Source organism: Thioalkalivibrio sp. ALE28 (genome assembly GCF_000377425.1).
In the GTDB taxonomy this organism is placed as follows: Bacteria; Pseudomonadota; Gammaproteobacteria; order Ectothiorhodospirales; family Ectothiorhodospiraceae; genus Thioalkalivibrio.
On sequence record NZ_KB898094.1, the window covers coordinates 22061 to 42911 of the forward strand.

The 20851-nt window shown below is 67.8% G+C and carries 16 protein-coding genes and 1 other RNA gene; 15 read left to right on the forward strand and 2 right to left on the reverse strand.

Features of this window, described 5'->3' with window-relative positions; genetic code table 11:
• The first annotated feature begins 16 nt into the window (after nt 1-16).
• The 5 genes from D105_RS0102215 (at nt 17) to rlmM (ending at nt 6348) form a co-directional block, all read left to right on the forward strand.
• Nucleotides 17-565 carry an RDD family protein gene (locus tag D105_RS0102215; protein WP_018875421.1) on the forward strand — a complete coding sequence of 183 codons (549 nt, stop codon included), beginning with the start codon at nt 17-19 and terminating at the stop codon, nt 563-565.
• Between the two features lie 49 nt (nt 566-614).
• A complete protein-coding gene (locus D105_RS0102220) occupies nt 615-1811 on the forward strand; it encodes an NAD(P)/FAD-dependent oxidoreductase (protein ID WP_038032670.1) in 1197 nt (398 codons plus the stop codon).
• 150 nt (nt 1812-1961) lie between these two features.
• Nucleotides 1962-2966 (forward strand): class I fructose-bisphosphate aldolase, encoded by a 1005-nt coding sequence (locus tag D105_RS0102225; RefSeq protein ID WP_018866236.1) that lies wholly within the window; start codon nt 1962-1964, stop codon nt 2964-2966.
• Between the two features lie 474 nt (nt 2967-3440).
• Nucleotides 3441-5174 carry a thiosulfohydrolase SoxB gene (gene soxB, locus D105_RS0102235; RefSeq protein ID WP_018877352.1) on the forward strand — a complete coding sequence of 578 codons (1734 nt, stop codon included), beginning with the start codon at nt 3441-3443 and terminating at the stop codon, nt 5172-5174.
• A 97-nt stretch (nt 5175-5271) separates the two neighbouring features.
• Complete coding sequence (gene rlmM, locus D105_RS0102240) at nt 5272-6348, forward strand: 23S rRNA (cytidine(2498)-2'-O)-methyltransferase RlmM (protein ID WP_018877353.1); 1077 nt, start codon at nt 5272-5274, stop codon at nt 6346-6348.
• Between the two features lie 8 nt (nt 6349-6356).
• Here rlmM and D105_RS0102245 read toward each other — a convergent pair whose 3' ends face one another.
• Entirely contained in the window at nt 6357-6776 is a 420-nt protein-coding gene (locus D105_RS0102245; RefSeq protein ID WP_018877354.1) for a secondary thiamine-phosphate synthase enzyme YjbQ, read from the reverse strand.
• Between the two features lie 60 nt (nt 6777-6836).
• Nucleotides 6837-7197: a transfer-messenger RNA gene (ssrA, locus tag D105_RS14450) on the reverse strand.
• A gap of 402 nt (nt 7198-7599) precedes the next feature.
• On the opposite strand from ssrA, the gene purL reads away from it, so the two are divergent.
• From purL to fliJ, 10 genes are all read left to right on the forward strand, one after another.
• Complete coding sequence (gene purL, locus D105_RS0102250; RefSeq protein WP_018877355.1) at nt 7600-11475, forward strand: phosphoribosylformylglycinamidine synthase; 3876 nt, start codon at nt 7600-7602, stop codon at nt 11473-11475.
• Nucleotides 11476-11541: 66 nt separating this feature from the next.
• Nucleotides 11542-12078, forward strand: coding sequence for a PilZ domain-containing protein (locus D105_RS0102255; protein ID WP_018866242.1), 537 nt, complete (start codon nt 11542-11544; stop codon nt 12076-12078).
• Between the two features lie 90 nt (nt 12079-12168).
• A complete protein-coding gene (locus D105_RS0102260; protein ID WP_018877356.1) occupies nt 12169-13542 on the forward strand; it encodes a sigma-54-dependent Fis family transcriptional regulator in 1374 nt (457 codons plus the stop codon).
• A gap of 199 nt (nt 13543-13741) precedes the next feature.
• Complete coding sequence (locus D105_RS0102265) at nt 13742-15112, forward strand: sigma-54-dependent Fis family transcriptional regulator (RefSeq protein WP_018877357.1); 1371 nt, start codon at nt 13742-13744, stop codon at nt 15110-15112.
• Between the two features lie 128 nt (nt 15113-15240).
• On the forward strand, nt 15241-15579 hold the full coding sequence (gene fliE, locus D105_RS0102270) for a flagellar hook-basal body complex protein FliE (RefSeq protein WP_018866244.1): 339 nt from the start codon (nt 15241-15243) through the stop codon (nt 15577-15579).
• 32 nt (nt 15580-15611) lie between these two features.
• Nucleotides 15612-17276: a flagellar basal-body MS-ring/collar protein FliF gene (fliF, locus tag D105_RS0102275; protein WP_018866245.1), complete on the forward strand. Its 1665-nt coding sequence runs from the start codon at nt 15612-15614 to the stop codon at nt 17274-17276.
• A complete protein-coding gene (fliG, locus tag D105_RS0102280; protein ID WP_018877358.1) occupies nt 17266-18276 on the forward strand; it encodes a flagellar motor switch protein FliG in 1011 nt (336 codons plus the stop codon). The genes fliF and fliG overlap by 11 nt, the downstream gene beginning before the upstream one ends.
• Entirely contained in the window at nt 18273-18992 is a 720-nt protein-coding gene (locus tag D105_RS0102285) for a FliH/SctL family protein (RefSeq protein ID WP_018877359.1), read from the forward strand. Before fliG ends, D105_RS0102285 begins: the two co-directional genes overlap by 4 nt.
• The gene (locus D105_RS0102290; RefSeq protein ID WP_018866248.1) at nt 18989-20371 is read left to right on the forward strand and encodes a FliI/YscN family ATPase; all 1383 of its coding nucleotides are present in this window, start codon (nt 18989-18991) and stop codon (nt 20369-20371) included. The genes D105_RS0102285 and D105_RS0102290 overlap by 4 nt, the downstream gene beginning before the upstream one ends.
• A complete protein-coding gene (gene fliJ / locus D105_RS0102295; RefSeq protein WP_018877360.1) occupies nt 20368-20814 on the forward strand; it encodes a flagellar export protein FliJ in 447 nt (148 codons plus the stop codon). The genes D105_RS0102290 and fliJ overlap by 4 nt, the downstream gene beginning before the upstream one ends.
• Nucleotides 20815-20851 lie beyond the last annotated feature (37 nt).

A 20851-nucleotide genomic window follows, 5' to 3' on the forward strand; every position in this document is an offset into this window, starting at 1 on the left:
AGGAGAGCGAGCGATCATGGAATGTGGACAGTGTGGCAAGCAGAACCCGCCGGACGCGCGGTTCTGCATCCAGTGCGGGGCAGCGATGGCGGCCGGAGCCGGTGGGCACGACGGCCCGCCCGAGGACCGCGCGGCCTATGGCGGGTTCTGGGTCCGCGTCGGGGCCTATCTGGTGGATGGCGTGATCATCGGGGTGCCGCAGATCGTCGCGCAGGCCGTGATCAGCCCGGAGACGATGGCGGTGCGCGGGCCGGATGAGCCGGTACCGCCGGCGGAGGTGGCCTGGTTTCTGGTGAATATGCTGGTCGCCTGGCTGTACTGGGCGGGCATGCACAGCTCCCGGTATCAGGCAACGCTGGGCAAGATGGTGTTCGGGCTGCGGGTGGTGGATTTCAACGGCGAGCGGATCTCGTTCCTGCGCGCGACCGGGCGGCATTTCGCGACCATTCTGTCCGGGATGATCCTGATGATCGGCTACATCATGGTGGCCTTCACCCGGCGCCGGCAGGCGCTGCACGACCTGATTGCGCAGACCCTGGTGGTGCGCAAGGAGTGGGTGCGCTGAGCGTGGGCGGGCGGCTGCGCCACATCCCGCTGGCCTCGGGGAACGTTTGGTGACGGAACCGGGGCGGGCAACAGGGGACTTCGACGTGGTCGTGATCGGCGGCGGCGCGGCCGGGCTGATGTGTGCGCTGACGGCAGGCGGGCGCGGGCGGCGGGTGCTGGTGCTGGACCACGCCAACCGGGTGGGCAAGAAGATCCTGATGTCCGGTGGCGGGCGCTGCAACTTCACCAACATGTACTGCGAGCCGGAGAATTTCATCTCCGCGAATCCGCATTTCGTGAAGTCCGCGCTCAGCCGCTACACCCAGTGGGACTTTATCGCCCTGGTGGAGAAGCACGGCATCCCGTACCACGAGAAGAAGCTGGGGCAGCTGTTCTGTGACCGGTCGTCGAAGGACATTGTGCAGATGCTGCTCGACGAGTGCGCGGCGGCCGGGGTGACCGTGCGCACGGATACACCGGTGACGGATGTGGCCACGGGGGCGCCGCATCGGCTGCAGGCCGGCGGGGATGCGATTGCCTGCGAGTCGCTGGTGATCGCCACGGGGGGCTATTCGATCCCGCGCATGGGGGCTACCGGCTTCGGGCTGGACCTGGCGCGTTCGCTGGGCCTGGCGGTCCAGCCCACCCGGCCGGCCCTGGTGCCGTTCACCCTGAGCGGGCGGCCCCTGGAGGAGCTGGAGGGGCTGTCGGGTGTGTCGCTGGACACGGTGACCACCGCCGGGGGCATGGGGTTTCGGGAAAACCTGCTGTTCACGCATCGCGGACTCAGCGGGCCGGCGGTGCTCCAGGCCTCGTCGTACTGGGTGGAGGGGGAGCCGGTGGCGATCGATCTGTTCCCGGGAATGGACCTGGGCGCCCATCTGCGCGAGCTGCGGGAGCAGCGCCCGAAACTGGAGCTGAAGAGCGTGCTGGGGGAGCAGTTGACCCGCCGGGTCGCGCAGCGCTGGTGCGAGCTGTGGGTGGAGAACCGGCCGCTGGAGCGCCTGAGCAATGCCGATATCGAGCAGGTAACGGGGGTTTGTCAGCCCTGGACGGTCTGGCCGTCCGGGACCGAGGGCTACCGCACCGCGGAGGTGACGCTGGGCGGGGTGGATACCGCCGCCCTGTCCTCGAAGACGATGGAGTGCCGCTCGATCCCGGGGCTCTATTTTATTGGCGAGGTCGTGGATGTGACCGGGCATCTGGGTGGGCACAACTTCCAGTGGGCCTGGGCCTCCGGGTACGCGGCGGGCATGTACGTCTGAGCGGGTTTTGTGCGCCGCGAACACGGCCTTTCGTGCTGTTCGGGAAACTGTGCTGGGGTTTCGCCTGTCGGGTTGGAAGGACCCGTGTTGGAAGAACCCGGGGTGGGTGACTACTCTTCAAATTCCCAAGCAGCAACGCAAGGAGCTGGCATGAAGATCGATCAGTTGGTAGAGACGGCCGAAGCGATGGTGGCCCCCGGCAAGGGCATCATCGCCATCGATGAATCCACCGGGACGATCGGCAAGCGGCTCGGCGCGGTCGGGGTCGAGAACACCGAGGAGAACCGGCGGACCTATCGCGAACTGCTGCTGACCACGCCGCAGCTCAACGAGTACATCTCGGGCGCGATCCTGTATGACGAGACCATCCGCCAGTCGACCCGCGACGGCAAGCCGTTCGTCGACGTGATGAACGAGTCCGGCATCCTGCCGGGCATCAAGGTGGATACCGGCGCGAAGGACCTGGCCGGGTTCCCCGGCGAGAAGGTGACCGAGGGCCTGGATGGCCTGCGCGAACGCCTGGAGGAATACGCCAAAATGGGCGCGCGGTTCGCCAAGTGGCGCGCGGTGATCACGATTGGCGACACCATGCCCACCGACACCTGCATCGAGTCGAATGCGCACGCGCTGGCGCGGTATGCCGCGCTGTGCCAGGAGCAGGGCATCGTCCCGATCGTGGAGCCGGAGGTCCTGATGGACGGCAGTCACGACATCGAGACCTGCTACGGCGTGACCGAGGCGACCCAGCGCGCGGTGTTCAAGGCGCTCTACGAGCATCATGTCCTGCTGGAGGGCACCATCCTGAAGGCCAGCATGGTGCTGCCGGGCAAGGACTGCCCCGAGCAGGCCAGCGTGGAGGATGTCGCGCATGCGACGCTGCGCTGCCTGGAGTCCGCTGTGCCGGCGATCCTGCCCGGGATCGTGTTCCTCTCCGGTGGGCAGAGCGATGCCGACGCCACCAATCACCTGGATGCGATGAACCGCATCGGCGGGGCCCCGTGGCCGCTGTCCTTCTCCTATGGTCGCGGCATGCAGCAGGCGGCGATGGAGCTGTGGGGCAAGGACATGGGCGCCAACTTCGAGAAGGCCCAGCAGACGGTGTACGAGCGCGCCCGCGACAACGGGCTGGCGGCCCAGGGCAAGTACGCGGCCTGAAGCTAATGCCGCATGGCCTGGATCCAGGGCCGGAACCACAGCCAGGTCCACGGATTGGGGGATCTATTGATCTGGATCAAGAAAGACCGGCGGATGGCTGACTAGCCTGAAACCGTCGGATCCGAACAACGGCCGCCAGGGAGCGCACGATCCCCCAGCGTGCAGGCGGCCGGATGCTTCCGACGGTGTATGTCGCGTCTTGGCCTGCTATCTCCGGATAGCAGGCTTTTTTGTGTCGATTGCCTGCCGAACTGTGACGCATTCCTCAGGAATTCAAAGTTTCGCGATCTCGCGGGAAGGGGTGGCGAAGGTGGGCGCTTCTCCTGCCCATGTCCGGGAAAATGTGGTTATCGCAGGCTCGCTTGGCCGGCTCTGGCGGAACATTAATGGGTTTTGCGCGTCGGGAACTGCGTGGGGCCGCGGTAATGCCCCGTCGTTTGACGAGAAATCCAGAAGATCACCAAGGAGAGCGACATGAGTCTGACACGCCGAGAGTTCCTGGAGGCCATGGTGGCCGCAAGCGCCGCCGGCTTCTCGATGAATGCCTGGGCTGGCGAGAAGGGATCCTGGCGACCGGCCGATGCGGATATGTATGACCTGCCGAAGTTCGGCAATGTCTCGCTGCTGCACTACACGGACTGCCACGCGCAGCTGAAGCCGGTGTACTTCCGCGAGCCGGACGTGAACATCGGGGTTGGCGACATGCAGGGCAAGCCGCCGGTGATGGCCGGGAAGGAACTGCTGGAATACTTCGACATCAAGCCCGGTACGCCACTTGCGCATGCCGTGACGCACATGGATTTCAAATATGCGGCCGAGAAGTACGGACGCCTGGGCGGGTTCTCCCACCTGTCCACGCTGATCCAGAAGCTCCGGGCGGAACGCCCGAACTCCCTGTTGCTGGACGGTGGCGACACCTGGCAGGGCTCGGCCACGTCGCTGTGGACCAACGGCCAGGACATGGTGGATGCGCAGAAGCTGCTGGGCGTGGACATCATGGTCGGCCACTGGGAGTTCACCTTTGGCGACGAACGGGTGATGGAGGTCATCGAGAACGACTTCAAGCCCAACAACATCGAGTTCCTGGCGCAGAACATCGAGGATCGCGACTGGGGCGACCCGGTCTTCGAGCCCTACACCATCCGCGAGATGAACGGGGTCCCGGTGGCGGTGATCGGCCAGGCCTTCCCGTATACCTCGGTGGCCAACCCCGACTACATGTTCCCCGACTGGAGCTTCGGCATCCGCGACGAAAACATGCAGCGGATGGTTGACGAATGCCGCGAGAAGGGGGCCAAGGTGGTCGCGATCCTGTCGCACAACGGCATGGTCACGGACATGGAGATGGCCCGCCGCCTGCGCGACGTGGACGTGATCCTGGGTGGCCACACCCACGATGCCGTGCCCGGGGCGATGGAGATCGAGAATGCCGGCGGCGAGCGGACCCTGGTGACCAACGCCGGTTCCAACGGCAAGTTCGTGGGCGTGATGGACCTGGATGTGACCGACAGCGGCATCCGCGACTACAAGTTCACGCTGCTGCCGGTGTTCTCCAACCTGATCGAGGCGGACGCGGAGATGGAAGAGCATATCCGCAAGGTTCGCGAGCCCTACGAGGACAAGCTGAGCGAAGAGCTGGCGGTTACCGACGGCGTGCTGTATCGCCGCGGCAACTTCAACGGCACCTTCGACGAAGTGATCATGGACGCGATGATCAAGGAGATGGATGCCGAGGTGGCCCTCTCGCCGGGCTTCCGCTGGGGCGTGAGTGTGCTGCCGGGCTCGCCCATCACCTTCGAGGAGCTGATGACGCAGACCGCGACCACCTACTCGGAGACCCAGCGCAACGAGATGACCGGCGAGCAGTTGAAGAACGCGCTGGAGGACGTGGCCAACTCGATCTTCAACTCCAACCCCTATCACCACCGGGGGGGCGATATGGTCCGGACCTCGGGGATCGAGTACACCATCGATCCGCATGAATCCATGGGCAGCCGCATCAGTGATATGCACATCAACGGCGAGCCGCTGGATCCGGACAGGAAGTACGTGGTCGCCGGCTGGGCGAATGTCCACGAGCCGCTGGATACGGACCCGGTCTGGGATGTGGTCGCCAACTACCTGCGCGAGCACGACACCATCAGCCCCGGCAAGCCCTACCTGCCGCGACTGAAGAACGTCGAGGGCGATCCCGGTCTGGATCGCTGATCGACCCCTCTGGCTTGGCCCGCGCGAGCGGGCCGGTTAGTCTCGCAGCCGCCGTGCACTGCCTGCACGGCGGCTTTTTTGTGGGAGCGATCCGGAGATGGAGACAAACGGACCGGGCTTCTCGGGCCTGTTGCTGTACTGCCGGCCGGGGTTCGAGGCGGATCTGACGGCGGAACTGACCGACCGCGCGGCGCGGGCGGGGCTGGCTGGCTTCGCGCGCGTGCACGCCGGCAGCGGCTCGGTTCACTTCGAGCCGGCAGATGGCTCCGTCGAGGCGCTCGCGGGGGCGCTTCCGTTCTCCGCGCTGATCTTCGCGCGGCAGGTGTTCCCGGCGTTTCCGGTCCTCGAGGGGCTGGATCGCGCGGACCGGCTGACGCCGATCATCGAGCAGGCGGAGGCCTCCGGTCTGGCAGTGGATTCCGTCTGGCACGAGATGCCGGATACCAACGAAGGGAAAGGGCTGCGCCGCCTGGTCAAGGCCGTCGAGCGGCCGCTGGCCGCAGTACTGCGCAAGCGCGGGGTGCTGCGGGCACAGGCGGACGGGCAGCGGTTGCATGTCTTCTGGCATGCGGGCGATTGCGTGCAGCTCGGTGTGAGCCGGCCGGGGGAGCGCAGCGAGTGGCCGGGCGGCATCCTGCACCTGCGCTCGCCGCGCGAGGCCCCCAGCCGCTCGACCCTGAAGCTGGAAGAGGGGTGGCATACCTTCATCCCCCGGGAGGACTGGGACACGCGCCTGGCGCAAGGCATGCAGGCCGTGGATCTCGGGGCGGCACCCGGTGGCTGGACCTGGCAACTGGTACGCCGCGGGATGTACGTGCACGCGGTGGACAACGGGCCGATGGATGACCGGTTAATGGCCACCACCCAGGTGGAGCATCACCGCGAGGATGCGTTTTCGTGGGAACCCCCGAATCCGGTGACCTGGCTGGTCTGCGACATTGTCGACAAGCCGGGGCGCGTGGCGGCGCGTATGGCGGACTGGCTGGAGGCGGGCTGGTGTCGCGAGGCGATCTTCAACTTGAAGCTGCCGATGAAACGGCGCTGGCAGACGGTGGACCAGTGCCTGGACCATATCGAGGAGCGCCTGTTGGACGCCCGGATCGCCCACCGGATGCAGGCGCGACAGCTCTACCACGACCGCGAGGAGATCACGGTCCACGTGCAGCGCGACTGAGTCGGGCGTTATTCGCCCTGCACGGTAATGGTCAGCCGGCGCGTGTGGACGGCATAGCGGTGTTCCCACAGGAAGACGCCCTGCCAGGTGCCGAGGATCAGCCGCCCCTGGCCGACCGGGAGCGTCAGGTCGTTGTGTGTGAGCATGGCCCGGGCGTGGGCCGCCATGTCGTCGTCGCCTTCCATGTCGTGGCGGTAGGCGGGGTCGCCGTCCGGGGCCATGCGGGCGATCAGGGTTTCCAGGTCGTCGCGGACGTCGGGATCGGCGTTCTCGGTGACCAGCAGCGAGGCGCTGGTGTGGTGCTGGAAGACGTGGCAGGTGCCGGTGGTGATGCCGGAGGCACGGACGATGTGCTCCACGGCCTGGGTGATGTTCAGCGTGCCGCGGCCGCGGGTCTGCTGGGTCAGGCTGTCCTGGTACACGGCCATGCATCTACCTCGAATGCAAACAAAAAAGCGCCCGCAGGCGCTTGATTGGTCGGTCTAATTTGGTGGAGGCGGCGGGAATCGAACCCGCGTCCGCAGGACCTCCGCCTTCGGCTCTACATGCTTATTCTGTCTTTGAGTTTAACCAGCCGCTACCCGACAGGCAGGGAATGCAACTGGCGATCCCGGTTGAGTTTTAATGGATCCACGCCGGGCACGCTTCACCACGAGCTTATGAGAGTCGACGCCCGATACTGGACGCATAAGCACGGCTCCAGTCGGACGGCATCTACCGGTTTTTAAGCGGCGAGTGCGTAGTTGTCGTCGTTGGCAACTATTTTTTTGCAGCGGTTTTTACGAGGTCCACTACAGCCTCGGCATGCACCTCAGGTTTCGCGACCCGCGTCGAAGCCAAGTCGCCCCCAAGTACTGTCATGGACATGGTAACGCATCCGAAGTTCCCCGGCCATGTGATTCATCGGTGGGTAGAAGGTCAAGGGCGGGTTCACCACGAAGCTCACGAAGGCACGAAGGAGGGCCAGGTCAAGAGCGGTCCACAGGAAGACGGGGCGCTTGGGAAGGGTTTGGATAATTTGCTCTGGAATGGACCGGTCCGCGGGGTCGGGGCATCTATGAGATGGCCTGCGCTAGCTTCCTGGCTTCCCGCGGGTCGCCCTTGAACTTCTTCGTGCCTTCGTGTGCTTCGTGGTGAAAATGCCGTACTTCGGCTTCGAATGGGGCAGATGCGCCGGGTTGGCAGGTCCCGCGCGGGGGGCGGGTCCGGTACAATGCGCTGCTTTTGGCACGTCCGGTTCGAGGAAGCGCAATGCGGGTTGTGGAAGGGGGCGCGGCGGTCTCGCCGTTTCGGCTGCGGGCTCTGGAGGCAGGGCTGCGGGCAAGCGTACCGGGCGCGGGCCCGCTGGCCGCGCGGTTTGTCTATTTCGTGGAGACCCGGCGGCGGTTGACGCCGGACGAGGAGGCGGTGCTGACGCGCCTGCTGCGCGAGGGCGAGACCTGGGTAGCGCCCGAGTTCGCCGTGCAGCGGGAGCTGGTGGTGATCCCGCGCTTCGGCACGATCAGCCCGTGGTCGTCGAAGGCCACCGAGATTGCCCATCACGCCGGGCTGGAGGACGCGGTCGAACGGATCGAGCGCGGCATTCACTGGCAGATCGGGGGCGAGGCGGCGGCCGGCGCGGACCTGGAGGAGCTGGCCGCGTTGCTGCACGACCGCATGACCGAGGCGGTGATCGAGGATCCCGCGGCCGCGGCACAGCTCTTTCACAGCGAGACGCCGCGCTCGCTGGCGCGCGTGGAGCTGGGCGAGGACGCCCGCGCCGCCCTGGAGCACGCGAACGGGGAGCTGGGTCTGGCGCTTTCCCCGGACGAGATCGACTACCTGGCGGACGGATACTCCGCGCTGGGGCGTGCTCCGACCGACGCCGAGCTGATGATGTTCGCGCAGGCGAACTCGGAGCACTGCCGGCACAAGATCTTCAATGCCGCCTGGGTGCTGGATGGCGAGGCCGACGAACGCACGCTGTTCGGGATGATCCGCCAGACCCATGCGCGCCACCCCGAGGGGGTGCTCTCGGCCTACAGCGACAACGCCTCGGTGATCGCCGGTCACACGGGCGTGCGCCTGATGCCGGATGCGATCACCGGTGAATACCGACGTGAAACGCTGGATCTGCCGATCCTGATGAAGGTGGAGACCCACAACCACCCGACCGCGATCTCGCCGTTCCCCGGCGCCGCGACCGGTTCCGGGGGCGAGATCCGCGACGAGGGCGCCACCGGGCAAGGCTCCAAGCCGAAAGCGGGGCTTACTGGTTTCTCCGTATCGAACCTGCGGATCCCGGGCCGCGAGCAGCCCTGGGAGCGCGACTTCGGCCGGCCCGGGCGCATCGAGAGCGCGCGCCAGATCATGCTGGATGGCCCGATTGGCGCGGCGGCCTTCAATAACGAGTTCGGCCGTCCGGCGCTGGCCGGATACTTCCGTACGCTGGAGATGGCGCTGCCGAATCCGGCGGGTGGCGAGACGCTGTACGGTTACCACAAGCCGATCATGCTGGCCGGCGGGGTCGGGTCGATTCGTGGCGAGCACGTGCACAAGCAGGATGTGCCGGCGGGGACCCCGATCGTGGTGCTGGGCGGTCCGGCCATGCTGATCGGCCTGGGCGGCGGGGCGGCCTCGTCCATGGCCAGTGGCGCGAGCTCCGAGCAACTGGATTTCGCGTCGGTACAGCGCGGCAATCCGGAGATGGAGCGCCGCTGCCAGGAGGTGATCGATCGCTGCACGGCCCTGGGGGCGGGCAACCCGATCCTGTCGATCCACGACGTGGGCGCCGGCGGGCTGTCCAACGCGATCCCGGAGATCCTCGACGACGCCGGGCGCGGGGGCGTGATCCAGCTCCGGGACCTGCCGACCGCGGAGCCCGGCCTGTCGCCGATGGAGCTGTGGTGCAACGAGGCGCAGGAACGCTACGTCCTGGCGATCGCCGCCGAGCATCTCGAGACCTTCCGCACCCTGGCCGCGCGCGAACGCGCGCCGTTCGCGGTGGTGGGCCGGGCGACCGACGAGGGCCACCTGAAGGTCGAGGACAGCCTGTTCCACGAACCGCCGGTGGACATGCCCATGGGCATGCTGCTGGGCAAGACGCCGCGGATGACGCGCGAGGACCGGCGCCTGCTACCGCCGGAAACGGCGTTCGATGCCGAGGCCTGTCCACTCGCCGAGGCGCTGGAACGGGTGCTGCACATGCCGTCGGTGGCCGCGAAGCACTTCCTGATCACCATCGGGGACCGCAGCGTGGGCGGCCTCGTCGCACGCGACCAGATGGTGGGGCCGTGGCAGGTCCCCGTGGCGGATTGCGCGGTGACGCTGACCGACTTCGACGGCTATACCGGCGAGGCGATGGCCATGGGCGAGCGCACGCCGCTGGCGATCCTGTCGGCCCCGGCCTCCGGGCGCATGGCGATCGGGGAGGTCGTGACCAATCTGGCGGCAGCCGATATCGACGGTACGCATGCGATCCGCCTGTCCGCCAACTGGATGGCCGCGGCCGGCGTGCCCGGGGAGGACGCCAACCTGTTCGACACCGTCCGCACGATCGCGGAGGACCTGTGCCCGGCACTGGGCATCTCGATCCCGGTCGGCAAGGATTCGCTGTCCATGCGGACGGTCTGGGAGACCGCGGACGGGCAGGCGCGGCACATGCACGCGCCGGTATCGCTAATCGTATCCGGGTTTGCCCCGGTGGCCGATGCGCGCCGGACGCTGACGCCGCAGCCCGACCCGGAGGCCGATGACCGGCTCTGGCTGATCGATCTGGGGGAGGGCCATGGCCGCTTGGGCGGCTCCGCCCTGGCCCAGGCCTACGGGCAGGTCGGCGCGACCCCGCCGGACGTGGTCGATGCCGCACGCCTGCGCGCCTTCTTCGAGGCCATTACGACCCTGCGTCGCAACGGCCTGCTGCGCGCCTACCACGACCGCTCCGACGGTGGCCTGATCACGACCCTGCTGGAGATGGCCTTTGCCGGGCGCTGTGGGCTGGAGATCGCGGTCCCGGAGGGTCAAGCGCCGGGGGCGTGGTTGTTCAACGAGGAGCTGGGCGCCGTGGTGCAGGTCGCGCCCGGTGCCGAATCGGCCCTGCGCGACGCGATGGCGGAGGCTGGCCTGGAGGCGCATCTGCATCCGGTGGCCCGACGGACCGACGACGAGCGCGTGGTGATCCGCCATGGCGACCAGGAGGCCTTCTCCGCCACGCGCGCGGCGTTGCAGCGCCACTGGCAGGAGACCTCGGCCTGGATGCAGCGGCTGCGGGACGATCCGGAGTGCGCCGACGAGGAGCTCGCCCGGGTGGACGCCGACGGCGGCCTGCAGCCGCGGGTCACCTTCGATCCCGCCGAGGACGTGGCCGCGCCGATGATCGCGCGCGGGGAACGCCCCCGAATCGCGATCCTGCGCGAGCAGGGTGTTAACGGCCAGCTGGAGATGGCGGCGGCCTTCGAGCGCGCGGGGTTTGCCCCGGTGGACGTGCACATGACCGACCTGCTGGACGGTCGCCAGGATCTGGGTTTGATGCAGGGCGTGGCCGCCTGTGGTGGATTCTCCTACGGCGATGTGCTGGGTGCCGGTGGGGGCTGGGCGCAGACCATCCTCAACCACCCGGCGCTGCGGGATGCCTTCCAGGCGTTCTTCGAACGCCCCGAGACCTTCACCCTGGGGGTTTGTAATGGCTGCCAGATGCTGTCCCACCTGGCCCCGCTGATTCCGGGGGCGGGCCACTGGCCGCGATTCGTGCGCAACCGTTCCGAGCAGTTCGAGGCGCGCCTGTCCCAGGTGCGGATCGAACCGGGCCCGGCGATCCTGCTGGAGGGGATGGCCGGCTCGGTGCTGCCGGTGGCGGTGTCGCACGGGGAGGGGCGTACATACTATGCCGATGGAGCGCCGATCCACGACCAGGCCGCGCTGCGCTATGTGGAGGCCGATGACACGCCGGCGTCGCAATACCCGGCGAACCCCAATGGCTCCGTGGGCGGCGCCACGGGCTTTGCCAGCGAGGACGGTCGCGCGCTGATCATGATGCCGCACCCGGAGCGCGTGTTCCGTACGGTGCAGCACAGCTGGCACCCGGCGGACTGGGGCGAGGACGGACCGTGGCTGCGGCTGTTCCGCAATGCGCGCGCATTCGTCGGCTGAAGCGCGCCGGGTCGATGGTCTATAACGAAGGCATTTGGTCGGCGGACAGACGAGGCGGGTACGGACATGGATGACGCCAGCAAGGACGAATTCCTCGGGGAGGACCTGCGGGTTACGACGACTCTGATGATCGGCCCGTCGCAACGCCCGGTTACGGACCCCGTGCTGGCGCAGCGCCTGATCGAGAGCCTCGACCTGTTCGACGACGCACACCCGCGCGGAGCGATGCCCCACGAGGACGAGGGCGCCCCCGAGGTGCAGCGCCTGGAACACAAGCTGGACCTGCTGCTGCATCTGGTGGCGGAGTCGCTGCATCCGGAACGCCCGGACCCTGTCGAGCTGGTACTCAGCGGGCGTGGCATGGTGCTGCCCGCGGGTACGCTGCCCGAGGATTGCGAGCGGGTGGAGGTCTATCTGAGCCGCTTGCTGCCGCAGCCCTGCGTCCTGGGTGTCGAGACTCCGACAACCCGCGGAGGCCAGCAAATGACTCGCTGGACGGGGGTCGAGGGGCCTCTGGAAGAGGCGCTCGGGCGGTGGATCTTCCGCCTGCACCGCCGCGAGGTGGCGGAGAAACGCCAGAAAGTTGACGGCAATCGCAATTAGACAGGATACTGCGAACTCGATCACATCATCGGATGCGGGCCGGGCGTCACCCGTTGCCACATCCGGTCGCGAACATCGGGGCACAGCGGTATGCGGGATCCGGGCGAACAGCAACAGGCGATGCGTATTGCACTCAGCGGTGACTCGGGCACGACGGATGCCACCCGGGCGATCCTGAACTGCCTGGGCTGCGAGGCCGAGCATCAGCCGGCCACTGGCACCTTCGAGAACGTCGCCCCCGCCGCGATCTGGCTTTGTGGACCCGCCGCGGAGCTGTCCGCCCGGCTGCAGGATGCACGAACGGAAGACGCCGCGGTGGTCGTGCAGCCTACCGACGGGGGCGAGGTTCAGGGCGAAGGGGTGGACTGCGTGGTGGAGCACCCGCTTTCCATCGCGCGGGTTTCGCAGGTCCTGCAGTGGCTTCGGTTCGGCCGCGAGCCGGGATACGACGACATGCCCGGGCTGGTCGGGTCGCATCCGACCATGCAGGCGGTCAAGCGCCTGGTGGGCCAGGTGGCCCGCACCGACGCCACCGCGCTGATCCTGGGCGAGACCGGCTCCGGCAAGGAGGTGGTGGCCCGCGCCATCCACAACGCCTCGGACCGGGCGGACAAGCCGTTCGTGGCGGTGAACTGCGGCGCGATCCCCGGAGACTTGCTGGAGAGCGAGCTGTTCGGGCACGAGAAGGGGGCCTTCACCGGTGCCTTCACCGCCCGCGCGGGGCGTTTCGAGCTGGCCGAGGACGGCACGCTGTTCCTGGACGAGATCGGCGACATGCCGCTGCCGATGCAGGTGAAGCTGCTGCGCGTGCTGCAGGAACGCGTCTTCGAGCGTGTGGGTTCCAACAAGTCGCTCCCGGCGCGGGCCCGGATCATTGCCGCCACCCATCGCAATCTGGATGACGCGGTGGCGGATGGCAGCTTCCGCCAGGATCTGTTCTTCCGCCTCAGCGTGTTCCCCATCGAACTGCCGCCCCTGCGCGAACGCACCAGCGATATGCCGCAACTGATCGGCGCGCTGGAAGAACGGCTGCGCGAGCAGGGCATGACCCCGGCCCACCTGACGCCGGCCGTGGTCGCGCACCTGGGGCAGCTCAACTGGCCCGGCAATATCCGCGAACTGGCCAACCTGCTGGAACAGCTGGCGATCATGTATCCCGACCTGCCGGTGGACCTCGCACAACTGCCCCCCCGGGTCCGGCCGGAAGGGATCGAGGATCTGGCCGTGACCTCCCCCACACCCGGCGGCACCGAGTCGGGGTCGGCGGGCGCCAGCCTGCTGGCCGGTGGACTGCCGCCGGAGGGGGTGGATCTGCGCAGTTTCCTCAACGATCTCGAACGCGACATGATCGTCCGTGCGCTGGACGAGACCGGACAGGTGGTCGCGCGCGCGGCGCGTCGTCTCGGGATGCGCCGCACCACACTTGTCGAGCGCATGCGCAAGTTCGGGCTCGGCAAGGCCTGAGCCGGCCTCGGGCCAGACGGGCCCGGACCGTAGTGGAGGTCGGGATCCCGTCACCACAAGCCCTGAATTCCCGCGCGACGGTCGACGGATGCTTGACGGGTTGCCCTCCCGTTTTGGATAAACCCCCAATTAATCAGTTACCTGTAACGCTGGCGCGTTTTTTGCTGAACCTTCCCCGAATCTCTATGGGAAGACGTTCATGTCGCGAGCCACAATCCTGTTGGTGGATGCCGAACCGGCACTGCGCGAGGCCGTGGTCCGGGTCCTGGCCACGATTCCTCGAGTCCGACTGCAGGCCTGCAAAGCGGCCGACCTGCCGCAAACCGTGGAAGGGGCCCGTCCCGCAGCGGTGCTGCTGGGCGGTGAACCCGCCCTGAGCGGAGAAGTCCTTCCCGAACCGCGATCCTGCGTCGCCGCGATCAGTCTGGAAGCCAGTCGCGAACGCGAGCTGTCGGCCATGCGAGCCGGGGTGGACGCGCACTTTGCCCTGCCGGAGATGGCGGACGCTCTGGCCGAGTGGCTGCGGCCGCTGCTGGTCTCGGCGCAGGAATTCGAAGCGCCGGCGCTGGTGGCCCGCAGTGCTGCGATGCAGGGGATCGATCGTTTTGTATCGCGGATCGCGCGCAGCGCCGCCACGGTCTTCGTGACCGGCGAGTCAGGGGTGGGCAAGGAGGTCCTGGCGCGGCAGCTGCACGCGCGCTCCCCCCGCAGCCGCGGGCCGTTCGAGGCGATCAACTGCGCCGCGCTCCCGGAGGCCATGCTGGAGGCGATGCTCTTCGGGCATGCCAAGGGCGCCTTTACCGGTGCGCTGGAGGCCCGGCCCGGCAAGTTCCAGCGGGCCCACGGCGGGACCCTGCTGCTGGACGAGGTGACCGAAATCCCCGTGCACCTGCAGGCCAAGCTGTTGCGGGCGCTGCAGGAGCGGGAGGTAGAGCCGCTGGGCGGGCGCCAGGCACAGCGTGTGGATGTGCGGGTGATCGCCACCTCCAATCGCGATCTGCGCGAGGCGGTGGCCGAAGGCCACTTGCGCGAGGATCTGTATTACCGCCTGAACGTCTTCCCGCTTTGCATCCCGCCGCTGCGGGAGCGCCCGGAGGATATCGTGCCACTGGCACAGGCCCTGCTGCGGCGGCTGAGCCGCGGGCGCCTGGGGAAACTGGACGCCGCGGTGCAGCGGCGACTGCGGGAGCACGACTGGCCGGGCAATGTCCGCGAGCTGGCCAATGTGATGGAGCGCGCGATCACGTTGCACGAAGGCGATGACGACCGGGTGACGCTGGAGGCGGTCTGGCTGGATGCGGACATGCTGGCACCCTGGAGCTCGGGCGACTCCGGCAATCAGGCGATCCGGATGAACACGCCCGAGTGGTCGGCCAGCGACGAAAACCCGACGCCGATGCTGGAGCAGACCCTGCAGACCCAGGAGAGCCGGGTGATCCTGAATGTCCTGCGCGAGTCCGGCGGGCGGCGCAAGGAGGCCGCGGACCGACTGGGAATCAGCCCCAGAACATTGCGTTACAAGATTGCGCGCCTGCGCGAGAACGGCTTTGCGGTTCCGGCGTCGGGATGACGCCCAGCGAGGCTGGCATATGGATTGCTTGGAGTTTTGAAGAAAACGGTAAGCCGCGCACATGGGAGCACAAGGGGTCCGTGCAGGCCGCCGGGTCGCCATAGCGAGAACCCCCGAGGGTAGGAAAGATGAGCGAGATGCAGATTCAGAACGTCCTGCAGCAGATGCGTCAGCTGACGCAGACCAGCGGGATCGAGGGGACCAACCCGGCCCAGCCCAATCGCGAACCGCAGCGGGTGGGCGGGGCGGATTTCCAGAACGTGCTGACCGAGTCGCTGCGCGGCGTGAACCAGACCCAACAGGCCGCTACGGATCTGCAGACGCGCTTCGAGCTGGGCGACGACAGCGTCAGCCTGCCGCAGGTGATGACCGCAATGAGCAAGTCCAGTATCGCCTTCGAGGCGACCAACCAGGTACGCAACCGGCTGCTGACGGCGTACCAGGAAATCATGCGGATGCAGGTCTGATCGGCCGGACGGGCTGAGGGAGAGAACGGACGATGGCCGACAATGCACAGTCCCTGCCCGCGGTGGTGACCGGGGGATTCAAGGAGTTCAACGGGATGCCCGCGGGCCGCCAGCTTGCCCTGATCGGGATGCTGGCCGGCGCGATCGTGGTGATCGTGGCGCTGCTCTACTGGGCCATGCGCCCCACCTACGTGCCGCTGTTCCCGCGCATGGACGCCGAGGACGCGGCCGAGGTCGTGCAGGTGCTGTCCCAGGCCGGCATCCAGTACCAGGTGGATTCCACGACCGGGCAGGTGAAGGTCCCGCAGGGCGATGTCGCCGACGCGCGGCTGCAGCTGGCCGGCGAAGGGCTGCCGCGCTCCGGCGACCTCGGCTTCGAACTGTTGCAGGAGGACACCGGGCTTGGCACCAGTCGGATGATCGAGGGGGCGCGTCATCACCGGGCGATGGAAGGCGAGCTGGCGCGCACGGTCGCCTCCCTGGATGCGGTGGATCGCGCGCGGGTGCACATTGCCGAGGGGGAACAGTCGGTGTTCGTGCGCGACCGCCGGCCGGCCAGCGCCTCCGTGGTGGTGCACCTGCGCGGCGGACGATCCCTGAGCGAGACGCAGGTGGGGGCCATCGTGCATCTGGTGGCCTCCAGCACCTCGGATCTGGATCCCGAGCGGGTCACCGTGGTCGACCAGCGCGGCACGCTGCTGACCCAGGACGGCGGCGAGGCGGGCATGGGCGGCAGTGGCGATCGCCTGAACTTCACACGGGATGTGGAGAACCGCTATACCGACCGCGTTCGGGATCTCCTGATCCCGATCGTCGGGCGCGACAAGGTGCGCGTTCAGGTCAATGCCGATATTGATTTCTCGCGCGTGGAGCGAACCGAGGAGCTGTACGATCCCGAGACCATCGCGCTGCGGTCCGAACAAAGCCGGGAGGAAGAGCGCACGGGTCCCGAAGGCGGTGCCGGGGGCGTCCCGGGCGCGCTGACCAATCAGCCCCCCGAGGGCGGCGTGGTCGGGGAAGAGGGCGAGGAAGGTGCCGCTGCTCCGGCGCCGCTCCCGGGCAGTCGCAGCACCAACGTGACCAGAAACTACGAGGTCGATCGCCGCATCAACCACATCCGCGAGATGCCGGGCGGCGTGCGCCGGGTCTCCACCGCGGTGGTCGTGGACTTCCGTCAGGAGGTCAACGAGGACGGCGAGACGGTGCAGGTGGCGCGGGACGCCGAGGAACTGGAGCGCATCGAGGCATTGGTGCGCGAGGCGGTTGGATTCAACGCCGAACGAGGCGATACGATCAATGTGGTGACCGCGCCGTTCGAGGCGCCCGCGGACGAGATCCCGGCGGAGGAGATCGCCTTCTGGGAGCAGCCCTGGTTTATCGAGGTGCTGAAGATCGTGGCGGCGCTGTTGCTGGCCCTGATCATCCTGCTGACGGTGGTGCGCCCGGCAATGAAGCAACTGATGAAGCGTCCGGCACCGCCCCCGCGGCGCGAGGATGACCGCGAGGCCCTGACCGACGAGTCCGGCGGCGAGGCCGGCATGGGGCCGAGCGAGGGTTCGGCCGTGGCCGCGCTGACGGGTCCCAAGGGTCCGGATCAGCAGGAGATGGATCTGGAGGCCGTGCGCGAGATGGTCCGCGAGGATCCCAAGCGCGTGGCGCAGGTAATGAAGACCTGGTTGGGTGACGATGGCCGCTGACAAGAACTCCAAGCTGGAAGGCGCCGAGCGCGCCGCCGTGTTCATGATGAGCCTGGGCGAGGATGCCGCCGCCGAGGTCATGCGCCACATGGGGCCCAAGGAGGTGCAGAAGATCGGCACCGCCATGGCCTCGATGGACCGCATCTCGCGCAGCGATGTGAACGCCGCGCTGCACGAGTTCTCCACCCATGTGCAGGAACAGACCGCGCTGGGCGTGGGCGCCGACGAATACGTGCGCAGCGTCATGGAGAGCGCGCTGGGCGACAAGGCCTCGGGCCTGATCGACCGCATCCTGCTGGGACGCAATTCCAAGGGCATCGAGGCCCTCAAGTGGCTGGACCCGCGCGCCATCGCGGACATGCTGCGCAATGAGCATCCGCAGATCGTGGCCATCGTGCTGTCCCATCTCGATTCCGACCAGGCCTCCGACACCCTGCAGTACCTGCCCGCGCGGGTGCAGTCCGACATCGTGATGCGCATCGCCACCATGGACGGCGTGCAGCCCCAGGCCCTGCAGGAACTCGACGAGATCCTCGACCGGCAACTCTCCGGTAATGCGGCGAGCAAGACTTCGATGCTGGGGGGCGTGCGCTCGGCGGCCAACATCATGAACCTGATGGAGGGTTCGCGGGAGGCCGAGATCATGGAGACGATCAAGGAGTCGGATTCCGATCTGGGCACGCGTATCGAGGAAGAGATGTTTGTCTTCGATAACCTGGTGGATATCGACGACCGTGGCATCCAGACGCTGATGCGCGAGATCCAGACCGAATCCCTGGTGCTTGCGATGAAGGGCGCCGACGACGACCTGAAGGACAAGATCTTTCGCAATATGTCCAAACGTGCCGGCGAGATGCTGCGCGAGGATCTCGAGGCCAAGGGCCCGGTGCGTGTCAGCGAGGTCGAGGCCGCGCAGAAGGAGATCCTGTCGGTGGCCCGGCGCCTGGCCGAGAACGGCGACATTGTGCTTGGCGGTGGCGGTAGCGAGGCCATGTTGTGAGCGACAGCTCGGCGGCCAGGCTGTATACCGACGCCTCGGCGTCGCTGTGGGAGCCGCCGGAGATCGGTGACGACGGTGTCCATCCGCCGCGCCGTCTGCCCACCGCCGCCGAGATCGAGGCGATCGAGGAAGAGGCGCGCAAGAACGGTTTCGAGTCTGGCTATGCCGAAGGTCACGAACTGGGCCAGAAGGAGGCGGAAAAGGCGGCCCTGGCGCGCGAGGACAAGAAACTGCGCGAAACGGTGGCCGCACTGGAGGCGGTGGCCGGCAGTCTCGCCGATCCGCTGGCGGATGCCGCGGACGCCCTGGAGCCGGAGCTTCTGGCCCTGGTGACGGTCCTGGCGCGCAAGGTCGTGCAGAGCGAGCTGGAGTCCCGGCCGGAGCAGATCCGCACCGTTCTCGAGGGCGCGCTGGCGCAGTTGCCGGGGCGCAACCAGGAGGTGCGGGTGCATCTGAATCCGGAGGATCAGGGGCTGGTCGAGACCTACGCTGAGCGCGCGGACGCGCGCATCACCTGGGTCCCGGATCCGGGCCTGGCGCGCGGCGGGTGCCGGGTGGAGGCGGGCGCGGCGAGCGTGGACGCGAGCCTGGAGCGGCGCTTGCAACATGCGGTCGAGGCCCTGTGGAACGGCGAGTATGCCCCGGCCGCTGACGCCGAGCCCCGGGATGACAGCGCCCATCAGACGTCCGACCGCCCGGATGCGGAGGAGTCATGAGCACTCCGATCGACGAACTGCGCCGCAAGGGCCGCGAACGTCTGAGCACGGGGCTTCTGGACCGGTTGCAGCAGTCCCGGGGTCGCGTGGAGCGGGTCAACCCACCCCAGGCGGAGGGGCATCTGTCGCGCCTGACCGGCCTGACGCTGGAGGCCGAGGGTCTGCGCCTGCCGATTGGCGGGCGCGCCCTGATCCACGGCGAAACCGGGGAGCCGGTGCCGGCGGAGGTGGTCGGTTTCCAGAACGAGCGCACCTTCCTGATGCCGGAGGAGCTGGCCACCGGGTTGACCCCCGGGGCTCGCATCGAACCGCTGGACAACCAGCGCCAGATCCCGGTGGGCGAGGGGCTTCTGGGACGGGTGATCGATGCCAACGGGGCACCCCTGGATGGCCAGGGGCCGATCCGCACCCATGATTTTGGGCCGCTGGCCGGGCGTCCGATCAACCCGCTGCAGCGTGCGCCCGTGCGCGAGCCGCTGGATGTCGGGATCCGGGCGATCAACGGCCTGCTGTCGGTGGGGCGCGGCCAGCGGCTGGGCCTGTTCGCGGGTTCAGGGGTCGGCAAGAGCGTTCTGCTGGGCATGATGACGCGCAACACCACAGCGGACGTAATCGTGGTCGGCCTGATCGGCGAGCGTGGCCGTGAGGTCAACGAATTCATCCACGAAATCCTGGATGAGGAATCGCGTACCCGTACCGTGGTGGTGGCGGTTCCCGCGGATCAGTCGCCGCTGCTGCGCCAGCATGGTGCCTGGGTGGCCACGGCGGTGGCCGAGCATTTCCGGGACCAGGGGCTGCACGTGCTCCTGCTGATGGACTCCCTGACCCGGTTTGCCCAGGGGGCGCGCGAGATCGCGATGGCCATTGGCGAGCCACCGGCTTCCAAAGGCTATGCGGCGTCGGTGTTCGCGCGCCTGCCACAGCTGGTGGAGCGAGCGGGCAATGGCGATGTCGGCGGGGGCTCGATCACGGCCTTCTACACCGTGCTGGCCGAGGGTGATGACCAGAACGACCCGATCGTGGACGCAGCGCGGGCCATCCTCGACGGTCATGTGGTGCTCTCGCGGGAGATCGCGGAGACGGGCCGCTACCCGGCCATTGATGTCGGGGCGTCGGTCTCGCGTGTGATGTCGTCACTGATCACTCCGGAACACGAACGCGCGGCCCGCCGCTTCCGTGATCTGGCCGCCACCTACATGCGCAATCGCGACCTCATCGCGGTGGGGGCCTACCGCAAGGGCGCCGATCCGCATCTGGACGAGGCGGTGGCGATGCATGAACGCCTGGAGGCCTATCTGGGGCAGGGCCGCGACGAGGCCGTCAGCTTCGACCGCGCCCGGGATGATCTGCTGGCCCTGGTCGGGGGTGGCGCGGCATGAACCCGAAGCGCCTGGAGCGCCTGCTGCGGCTGCGCAAGATCGAGGAAAGCGAGGCGACGCGCCAGCTGGGCGAGCGGCTGCAGCAACTGGATGCCATCGCCGGCCAGCGCGACCGCCTGGAGACCTATCAGCGGGAATACCTGCAGGCAACCCTGCCGGACGATGCCAATGCGCTGAAGTGGCTGGCCGGCATGCGCGACCAGCTGCGCTCCGCGCTGGAGCAGCAGGATCTGCGCATCCAGGCGGCCGAGTCCCAGGTGGAGACGGCGCGCCAGGAGTGGCTGGAACGCCATCGAAACAGCCTCTCGCTGGAGAAGCTGCTCGAGCGCCGGCGGGCCGAGACCGCGCGGCATGACGCGCGACGCCAGCAGACGGAACAGGATATGTGGGCCACCCGCCAGGCCCATGCGCGCGAGGCAGACGCGCGTTGGCAGGGTTCTTGAATGGACCCTGAGTATCGATTGAGGCAAGGGCCCGGGG